The organism is Dyadobacter sp. CY261 (assembly GCF_021440085.1).
Lineage (GTDB): Bacteria > Bacteroidota > Bacteroidia > Cytophagales > Spirosomataceae > Dyadobacter.
On sequence record NZ_JAKCPW010000001.1, the window covers coordinates 732,552 to 745,525 of the forward strand.

Annotated in this window: 10 protein-coding genes; 8 read left to right on the forward strand and 2 right to left on the reverse strand. The window is 49.8% G+C overall.

Annotated elements, in window-relative coordinates; genetic code table 11:
- Nucleotides 1-56 precede the first annotated feature (56 nt).
- The 7 genes from LZD49_RS03045 (at nucleotide 57) to LZD49_RS03075 (ending at nucleotide 10,252) form a co-directional block, all read left to right on the forward strand.
- Nucleotides 57-743: an outer membrane beta-barrel protein gene (locus LZD49_RS03045; RefSeq protein ID WP_234665841.1), complete on the forward strand. Its 687-nt coding sequence runs from the start codon at nucleotides 57-59 to the stop codon at nucleotides 741-743.
- A gap of 445 nt (nucleotides 744-1,188) precedes the next feature.
- Nucleotides 1,189-1,884 carry an RNA polymerase sigma-70 factor gene (locus tag LZD49_RS03050; protein WP_234665842.1) on the forward strand — a complete coding sequence of 232 codons (696 nt, stop codon included), beginning with the start codon at nucleotides 1,189-1,191 and terminating at the stop codon, nucleotides 1,882-1,884.
- A 52-nt stretch (nucleotides 1,885-1,936) separates the two neighbouring features.
- Nucleotides 1,937-2,956, forward strand: a complete 1,020-nt coding sequence (locus tag LZD49_RS03055) for a FecR family protein (protein WP_234665843.1) — start codon at nucleotides 1,937-1,939, stop codon at nucleotides 2,954-2,956.
- Between the two features lie 33 nt (nucleotides 2,957-2,989).
- Complete coding sequence (locus tag LZD49_RS03060; RefSeq protein WP_234665844.1) at nucleotides 2,990-6,439, forward strand: SusC/RagA family TonB-linked outer membrane protein; 3,450 nt, start codon at nucleotides 2,990-2,992, stop codon at nucleotides 6,437-6,439.
- A 20-nt stretch (nucleotides 6,440-6,459) separates the two neighbouring features.
- A complete protein-coding gene (locus tag LZD49_RS03065) occupies nucleotides 6,460-7,992 on the forward strand; it encodes a SusD/RagB family nutrient-binding outer membrane lipoprotein (RefSeq protein WP_234665845.1) in 1,533 nt (510 codons plus the stop codon).
- Between the two features lie 10 nt (nucleotides 7,993-8,002).
- Complete coding sequence (locus LZD49_RS03070) at nucleotides 8,003-9,130, forward strand: mannonate dehydratase (RefSeq protein ID WP_234665846.1); 1,128 nt, start codon at nucleotides 8,003-8,005, stop codon at nucleotides 9,128-9,130.
- Nucleotides 9,131-9,304: 174 nt separating this feature from the next.
- A complete protein-coding gene (locus LZD49_RS03075) occupies nucleotides 9,305-10,252 on the forward strand; it encodes a hypothetical protein (protein ID WP_234665847.1) in 948 nt (315 codons plus the stop codon).
- Nucleotides 10,253-10,259: 7 nt separating this feature from the next.
- Here LZD49_RS03075 and LZD49_RS03080 read toward each other — a convergent pair whose 3' ends face one another.
- Both LZD49_RS03080 and LZD49_RS03085 read right to left on the reverse strand, forming a co-directional pair.
- The gene (locus LZD49_RS03080) at nucleotides 10,260-10,988 is read right to left on the reverse strand and encodes a LytTR family DNA-binding domain-containing protein (RefSeq protein ID WP_234665848.1); all 729 of its coding nucleotides are present in this window, start codon (nucleotides 10,986-10,988) and stop codon (nucleotides 10,260-10,262) included.
- Nucleotides 10,989-10,999: 11 nt separating this feature from the next.
- Nucleotides 11,000-12,070 (reverse strand): sensor histidine kinase, encoded by a 1,071-nt coding sequence (locus LZD49_RS03085; protein WP_234665849.1) that lies wholly within the window; start codon nucleotides 12,068-12,070, stop codon nucleotides 11,000-11,002.
- 303 nt (nucleotides 12,071-12,373) lie between these two features.
- On the opposite strand from LZD49_RS03085, the gene LZD49_RS03090 reads away from it, so the two are divergent.
- Nucleotides 12,374-12,973, forward strand: a complete 600-nt coding sequence (locus LZD49_RS03090) for an RNA polymerase sigma factor (protein ID WP_234665850.1) — start codon at nucleotides 12,374-12,376, stop codon at nucleotides 12,971-12,973.
- The last annotated feature ends 1 nt before the right edge of the window (nucleotide 12,974 follow it).

A 12,974-nucleotide genomic window follows, 5' to 3' on the forward strand; every position in this document is an offset into this window, starting at 1 on the left:
TGTTGCTAAATGGGTACATTTATGTATCAATTGGTTACAAAAAGACCTGTATAGCTATGAAGAAATATTTCTTTATTATTGTCTTGACTGCCTTTACTCAGGCCTTTTTATTCGGACAGTCGGAAAGTGACACCCGGCGGTGGCATTTCGGTGCGATGGTAGGGCCGCAGTTTATGACCTTCTCACCCAAACAAGAGAATTTCAAGGGCATTACCGGCATAATGGCTGGCCTGGACGTAGGTTACCGGCTTCAGAATTCTCCCAAAGGCTGGTCTGCGCATTTGCAGCCCTATTTTGTCGGGTTCAGGAATACCCAGGAGCAGGGGGAACAAAATACCAACTATTATATAAAACTCGAGTCGAAGACAAGGTCGATTTCCTTGCCTTTGCTAGTCCGTTATACCATCTTAGGAGGTAAAATACGACCTTTCGCAGAGCTTGGTACCAGTTGGTCGATAAACAGTTCTTCGACTTTTAAATCTTCCGGGCGGATCTGTATTGACGGCAGCGGATGTTCGCCGGTAACCGGCGAGGAAAAAATTAACTTCACAGATGACGACCGGCTAGGCGCACTGGTAGGTGCAGGCGTCCAGGTGGACATAGGCAAAATCACCATTCCCATCGGCGTCCGAGTGGTCCAAAACATTAAAAAACGGGAAACTTACACAGATCCCTCCACCGGTGAGAATCGCACGATTTCCAGAGCGAGAGGAATTCAGCTGACAGCAGGTATTAGTTTTTGACGGCTGACCGCCGTTGGCTGAATATGGATGATGGTTGCATATAGACCATGGACCATAGACGATGGACCATGGCTGAGTTTGTTTTGAACTATCATTACTAAAGTGGCACTACGCCGTCCATGGTCCATGGTCCATGGTCCATTGTCCATGGTCTATGGTCTATGGTCAATGGTCTACGGTCTATCCTCCGTCCCCCGGTCGGCGATCCCCTTCGCACTCTCCTAAAAATTTTCTGCACTTTTTTGGGTATTAACGCTGCAAAGTCAGACCCCATAAGATATTGGTAATCACACCAATGAAATCTCGTCGACCCGACGCAAACAATCCTGAATAATGCAATTTTTTAAAAATATAGATCAATTAACCGCGTGTCCTTCCCCATTTCCCTGTCTTAGTATTAAATGCCTGTTTTAGAAATATACCCATTTATATTTAAAGTTTACTAATGCTTTCAGAGCCGGGTTCGGAGTACAACGAGAAGGAGTCTTCCTGGGAAATAGGCAGGGGGGAGCCACGAGAGGGTCAGTTCGTGAGCGAGGTCGACCGGGTCCATCCAGACCGGGTCTATCCAGACCGGGAGCTCTTTATTCGTAAAACATTCGAGCAGAGCCCCGAAGAGGGTTGTGCATTGCTCTTTCGGCTGTATTATAGCCCGCTGTGTTCGTATGCCGTGCGTTTTTTGTATTCCAAAGACGCCGCCGCGGATCTGGTTTCAGAGATGTTTTATGCATTCTGGAAGAACCGGTCGTATGAATCCGTAAAGTCTTCTTACCGAGCTTATCTTTTCAAATCGGTGCAGAACCGGGCGTATAATTTTCTCGCCAGCGAGCTCAAAAACACCGATTCCTTCGAGTTGATGCCGCACTACGATGTGGCGTCGACCGAGCGTCCCGAGGCATTGATGTATTTCGAAGAACTCGCCAGCCGCATTGACCGGCTCGTAGAGCAATTGCCGCCGCAATGCCAGAAAGTATTTATGCTAAACCGTTTCGAAAACAAAAAAATCCAGGAGATCGCCACGGAAATGAACCTGTCGACCCGGACGGTCGAGGGGCATATTAGTAAGGCATTAAGTGCATTACGGCAAGGATTGAAAGATCATTGGTCGTGGCTGCTGGCCCTTGCTTCGGTTTTTAGCTAAGCATTCACTTCTAAAACATTCTTAACACTTTTCGATATTTAAAAACACTGATATGAACACATTGTCAGTAAACAAGGCACTCCTGTTCCAGTATTTCGCCGGTAATGCAAGTCCGGCACAAAAGCGGCTGATCGCGGAATGGCTTGCGGATATTCAAAACCAGGAATTATATTTTGAATGGCTTACCGAATGGCAGTCGCAATCGCCGCAGTTCCTGCCCGACGGCCAGGAGCGCTATGATGCTTACGTGCGCTACATGCGCGAAAATCCAAATGCCGCATTATCGGGCGGGGAAGAAGTTCAGGAGCCGTTTCTGGTTGTAGGCACAAGTCGGACAGGCCGTCGCACGTGGTTAATGGCGGCCGCATCCGTGCTCGTCCTCGGAATGACCGCCTGGCTTGGCCGCGAGCACATTCTGTACAAAACCTATGCTACGAAGTTCGGTGAGACGCGCTCGGTGAAACTTTCAGATGGGACGAAGGTCATTCTCAATGCCAACACTTCGATGCAAGTCCCGAGGTTCGGCTTTGGAGAAGACACCCGCGAAGTAAAGCTGAATGGTGAGGCATTATTTAATGTAACCCACACCATGGATAACAAGCGGTTTATGGTCAAAACCGAAGAGAATTTCGAGGTGATGGTGCTGGGGACGGAGTTCTCGGTTTACACAAGGCAGAGAGGCGGGAAGGTTTTGCTTAAAAAGGGCAAAGTACACGTGCTTTTCTCGGAGGGCCGGCAGAAAAAGGAGCTCGTGATGAAACCGGGCGACCTGGTAACCATGGAAAAGTCGGCTACCAGACCCGTTGTAAAGCCCAATGCCGATACGCAGAAATTGACCGCCTGGACCGGTAACCGGTTCGTTTTCGACAAAACACCATTGTCGGAAGTAGCCACCCAGTTACAGGAACATTACGGCATTAAAGTGGAGATCAAAGACAACCGATTTGCGCACCGCACCGTGAGCGGCACATTCCAGCCCGAGAGCGGGGAGGAGCTGCTGAGTTTGCTTTCCGAGCTTTTCAATTTCCGCCTGGCGCGGGAAGGCGATGCATATTTGATTTTGCAGAAGTGAAAATATTGTAAATATCCCTATCCAGATCCCCGTATGAAACAAAGATCATTACTGTCATTTGTTTGCTGTGGCCTGATGCTCACTGCGGCGCCGCCACTCGACGCCCAGGTGCTGGCATTGAATGCGCATAAAAACCGCATGCTCCCGCCGGAACAAATCACCAACCAGGTGAAGTTACTTGACGTGCTTTTGCAACTCAAAAAATACTATAATGCCGATATTCTCTTCGAGGAAAACCAGATGAGTGGCATTTCCGTCCCGGATTTTGTGTTCGACAAAAATATTTCGGCGGAAAAGAACATGGAGGCACTGTTGAAGTCGACGAACCTGACGCTCAAAAAGGTGCGCAAGAATGCCTACATGATTTTGCCAAAGCGAATGGAAACTTCGGCCATCGATGGTAGGCCTTCGACAGATTTACAGGTGTTTGCAGGTAGCCGTGTAGTAGCAGCTGATATCAAAATCAGCGGGACGGTCACGGATAACACCGGCGAAGGCCTCCCCGGCGTGAACGTGCTCGTGAAAGGTTCTATTAATGGAACAAACACCGACGTAAACGGCAAATATGAACTCGATGTACCATCTTCCGAATCCGTGCTGGTGTTTACTTCAATTGGTTTCCAGAAACAGGAATTGACGGTAGGCCAGCGCTCGGTGATCGACGTGAAAATGGCTGTGGAAACGCAGACGCTTGACGAAGTGGTCGTAACTGCCCTTGGTATTAAAAAGGAGAAAAAAGCACTGGGTTATGCCATTTCCGAAGTGAAAGGCGAAGAACTCACGCAGGCGCGCTCGACCAACATTGCGAATAGCCTTGTCGGAAAAGTGGCCGGTTTGAACATTTCCAGCACAGCGACAGGACCGAGCGGTTCTTCGCGTATAGTGATCAGGGGTAACGGCTCCATTTCGGGTAATAACCAGCCGCTGATCATTGTTGACGGTATTCCCATTAACAACGATAACCTGGGCTCAGTAGCCATCGGTGCCAATCGCGACGGTGCCTGGACCGGCTCTGACCGAGGTGATGGGATATCCAGCTTGAACCCCGACGAAATTGAAAGCATCAGTGTTCTGAAAGGTGCTACCGCCGCCGCATTATATGGTTCCCGGGCTTCCAATGGCGCTATTTTGGTGACTACCAAGGGAGGCAAAGCCGATAAGGGCATTGGCGTAGAAGTGAATAGCAATTTTCTGGCGGAAGATCTTTTGTTCAAATCCTATAAAGATTATCAATACGAATATGGCCTGGGGAGCAACGGTATCAAACCAACCACTGTGGCTGAAACTGCGACGCGTAATAGCTTCGGCGGTAAGCTCGATGGCAGTAACTCTATGAACTATGATGGCGTAGAGCGCCCTTACGTGGCCGCGAAGGACAATTTGCGCAAGTTTTATAACGTAGGAACCACATTCACAAACTCTGTGGCGGTCACCGGCGCTACCGAAAAGGTAACTTACCGCCTTTCAATGAGCGACTTGAATAATAAAGGCGTGCTGCCGAATAACACGCTTCGCCGGAATAACTTTGCGTTGAATACGAATGGTAACCTCGGTAAACGCCTCTCGTTTGTGGCAAATGCGAAATATATTATCGAGAAAAACCACAACCGTCCGCGGGTGAACGACTCGCCGGGAAATGCAAACTTTGCGATGTATGTGCTACCCACGTCGCTCGATGTAGATGTGCTTAAAAACGCGCAGTTCGATGCGAATGGCAACGAAAAGGTGTGGTCAGACAATCAGTATACCCAAAACCCTTACTTCGCGACCGAGCAGTTTCAGCAGGATGACAATAAAAAGCGTATCATCGCCTCATTTGAACCCAAATACACCATTACCGACTGGTTGTATCTCAAAGGCCGCATTGGTTTTGATAACTTCAATTACCGTTACAAAAGCATCGAGCCCTATGGGACAGGTTATGTGCTGAGAGGAAGTTATACGTCGTCGCTCCGCGAGTTTACCGAAACCAACAAAGAGCTTCTGGTAGGTGTCAACAGAAAGATTGGCGAAAAATTTGCATTCAACGGGCTTTTTGGGGGTAATATGATGAAGCAGGTAACTAACCTGAATGAGGTTTCGGCGAACAACAGCTTCAACATTCCGTTTTTTTATGATGTTTCAAACATCGATCCCGCGGCGCGTACCGTCACTGAGGCTTACATTGAAAAGCGCATCAATTCGGTATATGGCTCGGCGGAGTTTTCCTATAATAACTACCTTTTCGTAACGGCCACCGCGCGTAACGACTGGTTTTCGACGCTTGCCAAGGGGAAAAACAGCATTTTCTATCCATCATTCGGTGTGAGCTTCGTGGCTTCGGAGGCTTTGAAAATGCCTTCGGTGATTAATTATCTCAAATTCCGTGGATCGTGGGCACAGGCCGGTGGGGATACCGATCCTTATAATCTTTCGCTATACTATGCTCTCAGCGGTGCGCATTTAGGTTCGGCATTGGCGCAGATCAACGGTACCCGCGTGCCGAATGGCGGTTTGCAACCATTGACTTCGACCGTTTCGGAATTGGGTATTGAGGCTAAATTGTTCAATAATATCTTGAACGTCGATCTTGCGGTGTATGATCGTAAAACGACAGACGACATTGTTAGTGCAACTATTTCAGAGACTTCCGGCTATACCAGCGCTTTGTTCAACGTCGGAGCGATCCGTAACCGTGGTATCGAGTTATTACTGGGTGCTACCATCGTCAATGGCAAGCAATTCACCTGGGATGCTTCCTTCAACATGGGCTACAATGCCAGCGAGGTGCTGAGCCTTTACGGCGATCTGCAAACCTTGCGGGTAGACCAGTCGCGGCCGGGTTCGGCGTTCATCCACCAGGATGTGGGCAAGCCATACAGTCAGATTAAAGGATACGATTTCAAACGCGATGCGAACGGTGCGATCGTCTACAACTCGCAGGGCCTTGCGATGGCTGGCAATATCAAGACGTTCGGTTCGGGCGTGTCACCTTACACTTTGGGTTTGAACAACACATTCAACTACAAAGGCGTCAGCCTCAGTGTGTTGGTGGATGGTAAGTTCGGTGGGTACATTTATTCGGGTACCAATGCATTGGCCTACCGCTTCGGTTTGCACGAAGCTACATTGGTGGGTCGTGAAGGAGGTGTAACCGGCGAAGGCGTGACCGAAAGCGGGGAACCCAACACCGCGAAGGCCCCGGCACAAGCCTATTACAGCAACTGGTACTCGGCCATTGCCACGCCATTTGTTTACAAATCGGATTTTATCAAACTGCGCCAGATCATCCTGCAATACACGATCCCGAACCGCTACCTGGCCAAGCTGCCATTCAAAGGCGCATCCGTCTCGGTCGTAGGGCGTAACCTGGCTGTGCTGATGAAAAAAGTGCCGGTGATCGATCCGGAAGCGACTTATAATAACGGCAACGCGCAGGGCGTGGAGTTTGCCGGTACGCCCCCGACGCGTTCCTATGGTGTTAACCTGAACCTGAAATTCTGATTATTTCAAAACGAGAAATCATGCTTAAAAAACTAACCATATGCCTCGCATTGCTCGCCGGAGCAGGGGCTTGTACCAATGATTTTGAGGAAATCAACGTCAACCCGAATGCGCCGGACACGGTGCCCGTGGATTACCTGCTGGGGCAGTCGCAACTGCTGCTGACCGGCTCGGCAAGTGGCCCGGCTTCCAAAGCGTGGCGTGCCAACTTCGGTTATGCGGCTTGCCTTATCCAGCAGATGTCGTCCATTGACGCTACCTTTTATAAAGGAAGTTTTTATACATTTTTGGGGGAAATCAACTCTGCGTTCTTCGATAACTCTTATACATATGCTGTCAAAAGCATTGTAAACCTGGTCGATGTCGCCCAGAAGGACCCGAAAAATGTCAATGTGTTGTCTATGGGGCGCATTATCAAGGTCATGGAGTTTTCCCGCACCACCGATTTGTACGGGGATATTCCTTATTTCGAAGCCGGAAAAGGTTTTATCGACGGTAATTTTTCGCCTAAGTACGATGCACAGCAAGCCATTTATATGGATATGCTGAAAGAGCTGGAAGAAGCAGGCAAGGCATTCGACGCAACTCAATACATTCCCAAAGCAGCAGACTACATTTACGGGGGCGACCTCGATAAATGGAAACGTGCGGCGAATTCATTAATGCTGCGTCTGGCGATGCGTTTACAAAAAGTTGATCCGGCCAATGCGCAGCTATGGGCTAAAAAGGCGATCGACGGAGGTATTATTACCAGCAATGCGGAAAGCATCGCTGTGAAATTCAGCAATACGGGCGCTGAAATCAATTCGAACCCGAACTCCTGGATTCTCGGTCCGAGTGGTTCCAACATTACCAACATCGCCAATGCGGGTGTACAATGGGGCAAAACGCTTATCGATATGATGAAGGCGCGCCAGGACCCACGCCTGCCTGTCATTTCAATGCTTAAAAACGGTGATAACAGCCCAGCAAAGCAACGCGGCTTGCCGAATGCAACGGATGCAACGGGGTTGGCAGGCCTCGATGAAAAGAACCTGGACAATTATTCCCGCCCCGCAACCGGTGTCATTGGCATTGCATTGCCATGGATTTACCTGACTTATGCAGAAACGCAATTGCTTAAAGCAGAGGCGATCGAGCGCGGCTGGGCTACCGGCTCGGCGAAGGCGGCCTTCCAGGAGGGGCAATCGGCTGCACTGGCACAGATGTCGTGGGCGAATGCAACCATTCCAACAGCGGATATTACTGCCTATGCAACGAAAAACCCATATCCGGAAGCCGGGACGCTGGAAGCCAAGATGAATGCGATCCATACGGAGGTATATTTGATAGCTGCGAGTACTTTTAATCATATAGAAGGCTGGGCCAACTGGCGCAGAACGGGTTACCCGGTGCTGACGCCCGTGAACTACCTGGGCAACGACACCAACGGCCAGATACCGCGCCGCCTGCGCTATCCGCTCAGCGAAGAGGGCATTAACCCCAATTTCAAAGCGGCGATCGACCGGCAGGGGCCCGATGTGTTCATGACCCGTATCTGGTGGGACAAGTAATCGCAAAACGATGGAAAATACACGCAGGAAGTTTATCAAAACCAACATAGCGATGGTGGCCTCCGCGGCCGCAGTCGGCTCCACGGCCGCCGCTATGCCGGGAATGCAAGCCTTCGCTTCGCAGACGGCTGAATATGCCAAAGATGGCGGCATGAAATTCTGCCTCGCCCATTTCTTCGGCATCGACCCGACCCGCATTGCGCTGTCGAAGCAAATGCAGGTGCTGGGTGCGGTAGGAGGGATTAATCCGCAGAGTGTGGGCCTGCCTAATGTGAAAAACTGGGAATACGAGGCCGTCGTCGCTGTTCGCGATTTTTGGGCAAAACAAGGGATCACTTACCGGGTGATTGAAGGCCCGCCGTCGCTGTACGAGAAAACAAAACTAGGCCTCGATGGCAAGGACGAGGAAATAGAAACTTTTATCAAATTTATCCAAAACCTGGCAAAAGCCGGTATCGACACCGTTTGCTACAACTGGATGCCCGTCATTAGCTGGGCGCGGACCAAGCTCGACAAACCTTCACGCGGAGGTGCGCTCGTGAGTTCATTCGATTATGAAGATGTAAAAGACAAGCCGCTTACCAAATACGGCGATTTCACGCACGAAGCCATGTGGAAGAACCTCGAATACTTCCTCGAAGCCGTCGTACCGGAAGCCGAAAAAGTAGGTGTCAAGCTCGCATTGCATCCCGATGATCCTCCGGTCGACAAGATCCAGGGCATTCCCAGGATCATGACCTCCGCTAATGCTTTCAAGCGCCTCATCGAAATCGTCCCAAGCCCGAGCAATGGCATTACGCTATGCCAGGGCACATTCGCGACCATGGGCGAAGACATTCCGTCGGTGATCAGGTACTTTGGCAGCCGGAAGAAAATCCATTTTGTGCACTTTCGCGACGTCCGTGGCAACAAAAATAATTTCGAAGAAACCTTCCACGACGATGGTAAAACCGACATGTACGAGGCCATGAAGACCTACTATGAAGTAGGTTTCCGCGGCCCGATGCGTCCTGACCATGTGCCTACTGTTGCCGGAGACAGCAACCAAAATGCGGGTTACAGTAACTATGGTGCACTGTTCGCGATCGGCTACATGCGCGGGCTTGTAGAGTCCATCGCCAAGTCGCAGAGGGTGTAACCTGATGTTTGTTATTGAATCAAAAGCCTGTGACACATGTTGCAGGCTTTTTCATTTTAAAATTTATCCAACACTGCAACGGTATCCGCATATTTCTTGTCAATGCATGGGAAATAAAAATGTTACCAATTGTTTATTTCCGTAGACATTTTTTCATCACTAACGTTCGCTGTCATGAAAACATTTATTACCACCGTTTTTGCGTTGCTGTTTTTGATCAGCGTCTACAAAGAGCGCCGGAGCACGGAAGGCACGATCAATCCCATTATCGGTGACGCGAGCTTTGAAGCCAGGTTCGGAACTGTGCCAGATGCGGATACCGACGACGACCTTCGCATTGCAACGCATCTTGAATATGTTGAAAATGCATTGAGAAAGCGGGAGATGTCGGAATTGTCTGTTGAACTGCGTAGCAAAAGGATGCAATTACTCGATCTGTTACATGAATACTGGTCGGCGGGCATATTCCCTAAAAACTACGAGCAAAAAGGACGGAAACCTTGCTTTATCGATCAGGATGGCATCATTTGTGCAGTGGGTTACCTGATCGAGCAAACCGCAGGAAGAGCAGCCGCGGAAAACATTAATAGTCGGTACAAATACGCCACGATTTTTGAAATGAACGATAAAAATGTCGACAACTGGATTGCGCAAAGCGGCCTTAGCAAGGAAGAATGCGCGATGATCCAGCCAACTTACAATCAAACACTGGCCAGCAAAATTGATATCAAACCTGCGTATGCGATCACGTCGTCAGTGCTGATCGGCCTCAATGGGGCATCGTCGATGGTAAATGCGATCGAAGTGGGGAAAGGAAGTCGGACCAATGCAACGCCTGTGCTCGGAATTGTCGGTGGGGCCGGACAGTTTATTGCGGGCGCGATCGGCTTTAACCGTAAAAATGAAGTGGATTTCTCCACTGGTGAATGGCAAGCCAGCAAAACACAGAGGAATGTTTCGATGATCAATATGGGCCTGGGTACGTTGAGCGTCGGGCTAAGCATCTGGAACCTGGCAGTGAACAATAAGCCGATGCCAAAACGTTCGGCCTGGGACGTGCGCGGTTTCCCGGATGCAAAGGGCAAATCGGGCGTTGCGGTAAGTTTTACGCACCAGTTCTAGGTTTGGATCATTGCCATTTGGAGAGCAAATCCTTGAATGCATCTTTGTAAAGATCCCCCACAGGAATATCAACGCTTCCGATATGTACCGCGCTTTTGCTGATCGAATCGACTTTGCCGACGGAGACAATGAATGACCGGTGAATACGGATGAACCTGCCGGAAGGCAACTTTTCTTCAATCGCTTTAAGACTGCCATGCGATACCACCGGGCCGGCATTGGCCTGGTGGATTTTGACATAATCCTTGAAAGACTCAATGAAAAGAATTGAATCCAAATCGATGCGCACCAGCTTGTAATCCGATTTGACGAACAGATAATTCTCGCTCGAATCCAGGTCCGGTTCCGCGACCGCGTCGCGGAGATTTTCGAAATATTTTCTGGCCTTCATGGCTGTGGCGATAAACTGGTTGTAGCCGAAGGGTTTTAGCAAATATCCCAAAGCATCCACCTCATAACCCTGTACCGCAAACTGATTGTAGGCAGTGGTAAAAACAATCCGTGTTTTGGTCTCGGGATTATGGCTCAATACCCTCGCGAGCTCCATGCCAGTCAGCTCCGGCATTTGGATATCCAGGTAAACCAGATGAATATTCTCTTTCGTAATTACCTCCAGCGCATCCAGCGCATTGATGTACCGGCCATGTAAATGGAGAAATGGCGTTTGTTCTACAAAAGAACTTACCAGTCCGAGTGCCAGCGGTTCGTCGTCGACGGTAATGCAGTTCAGGGTCATGGCTCTCCGGGTTACGCTAGATTAACGGTCAAATTTACGGTATAAGTGTTTTCGCGTTCATCGGTACGCATTTCGAGCTGATGTTTATGCGGATAAAGCAAATCGAGCCTCCGGCGTGTGTTGCTAAGGCCGATGCCGCCGGTTTCAGTCCCTGCTACTCGTTGCGCCGGGAAAATATGGTTCTCCACCCGAAGGTTTAACGTCCCGCCACTCAACCCCGCATGGATCCTGATTTCCGACCGCTGCGAGGCGTCGATGCCGTGCTTGAATGCATTTTCGATGAATGGCAGCAACAGCATGGGCGCGATAGGATAGTCGGGTATGGCTTCGTCACGGGTATATTGCACATTGTTGCTGCTCTGCACGCGTAGTTTCATGAGCTCGATGTAGTCGTCGATAAACGCGAATTCGCGGCTTAGCGGGGCGTGGTCCTGCTGGGTTTCATAAAGCAGGTAGCGCATCATGCGCGAAAGCGTAAGGGTGGCCTCCCGCGATTCCTCGACGTTGGTGTACGACAATGCGTATATATTATTGAGTGTATTAAAAAAGAAATGGGGATTGATCTGTGCTTTCAGCAGCGCCAGCTCGGAGGATATGTTCTGTTTTTCAACGGCGTCGCGCAGCTGCGCATCGGCCTGCCAGCGCTGGATCACCGCCATACTTGTGCTGACGCCGATCACCAGCAATGTGGTCATCAGCAGAATACCGTCGATCATGTGCCTGGGCCTGGGGCCACCATGATGGCGGGGCCGCGGCATCACCTGCTCCATATGCCGCCGTATCTCAAGGTGCTGGTCGGCCATTTTACCGATTACCAGCATGAGTACTACCAGCGCGACTACCCAAAGGATAAAAATGAAAATGCGGTTTTGAAGTAGGTATCTCGGAACAAGGTAATGGGAGTTGAAATAGAAGAGCGCCACCAGGAGCCCAAAATTGAGGAACTGTTTTGCCCAGAATACAGGCGGCAGGCTCACTCCCCACGACAATGGCTGGTAAAATACGAGCACAAAGCCGAGCAACGCCCACGCAAGTAAATGCATCGCGACCACTACGCCGCCTTTTGTGTTTTCTCTGGTCATCACGTAAAATTAACAGGCAAAAACGGGTATTTCATTATCAGGCGAGGGTGTTTCGACGTATCGTTGCTTTTGCCGGTTATACGGCTACTCTTTGCCGACAGGTGGGAATACGCCGGGGTTTACACCGGAAGCCCGGCCGGTTCATCGGGAAAAACCGGCCATCCAGCTATACTTTCGGGCTCTCCGTCCATGCGGTTTTTATTCGCGGCGTACATTAATTCTCTTTGTATAGGGAATCCCGGACGGGAAGTCCCCGAATAGAATGGTAAACCTGCTGAACGATCCATTGAAAAGTGAAGAGATATGCTCAAATTCCTGAATAAAATCATTTTTGACCCGAACGATTTCCGGTCAGTGATCGCGGCTTGCATTGCCGGGAACAGTCAGGCTCAACATATTTTATTTAAAAAATACTTCGGTTATGCCAAGAGTATTTGCCTGCGCTACACCTACTCGCCCGAGGAAGCCGAAGAAGTGCTTAATGAAGGTTTTTTCAAAGTATTCAATAATCTGGAAAAATATGACCCGGAGCAGCCGTTCAAAGCCTGGCTAAGGACAGTGATGGTCAATAATGCGATCAGCTATTTCAGGCGGAACAAAAAGCATTATGTTGCAAGAACGGCATTTGATGAAATCCCCGAACCCGGCATTGCCGACGCCGCCGTTTCCGAAATCACTGCCAATGAGATCATGCAGCTCATCCATGAATTGAAGCCGATTTACAAAACGGTTTTCCTGTTGTATGCGGTTGACGGGTATTGCCACAAGGAGATCGCGACCATGCTCGACATCAATGAGGCGACAGTGCGGTCACAGTATGCACGTGCGAGAGCGCAGTTGCAGGAGTTCATCACCCGGCATTATCCCGACCTGGCTGAGCAATATTCAATGTTCTCGATGTAAT

What these genes read in the sequence shown, in the direction of transcription:
- LZD49_RS03045 (WP_234665841.1), top strand. Translation starts at nt 57, where the DNA reads ATGAAGAAATATTTCTTTATTATTGTCTTGACTGCCTTTACTCAGGCC.
- LZD49_RS03050 (WP_234665842.1), top strand. Translation starts at nt 1,189, where the DNA reads ATGCTTTCAGAGCCGGGTTCGGAGTACAACGAGAAGGAGTCTTCCTGG.
- LZD49_RS03055 (WP_234665843.1), top strand. Translation starts at nt 1,937, where the DNA reads ATGAACACATTGTCAGTAAACAAGGCACTCCTGTTCCAGTATTTCGCC.
- LZD49_RS03060 (WP_234665844.1), top strand. Translation starts at nt 2,990, where the DNA reads ATGAAACAAAGATCATTACTGTCATTTGTTTGCTGTGGCCTGATGCTC.
- LZD49_RS03065 (WP_234665845.1), top strand. Translation starts at nt 6,460, where the DNA reads ATGCTTAAAAAACTAACCATATGCCTCGCATTGCTCGCCGGAGCAGGG.
- LZD49_RS03070 (WP_234665846.1), top strand. Translation starts at nt 8,003, where the DNA reads ATGGAAAATACACGCAGGAAGTTTATCAAAACCAACATAGCGATGGTG.
- LZD49_RS03075 (WP_234665847.1), top strand. Translation starts at nt 9,305, where the DNA reads ATGAAAACATTTATTACCACCGTTTTTGCGTTGCTGTTTTTGATCAGC.
- LZD49_RS03080 (WP_234665848.1), bottom strand. Translation starts at nt 10,988, where the DNA reads ATGACCCTGAACTGCATTACCGTCGACGACGAACCGCTGGCACTCGGA.
- LZD49_RS03085 (WP_234665849.1), bottom strand. Translation starts at nt 12,070, where the DNA reads ATGACCAGAGAAAACACAAAAGGCGGCGTAGTGGTCGCGATGCATTTA.
- LZD49_RS03090 (WP_234665850.1), top strand. Translation starts at nt 12,374, where the DNA reads ATGCTCAAATTCCTGAATAAAATCATTTTTGACCCGAACGATTTCCGG.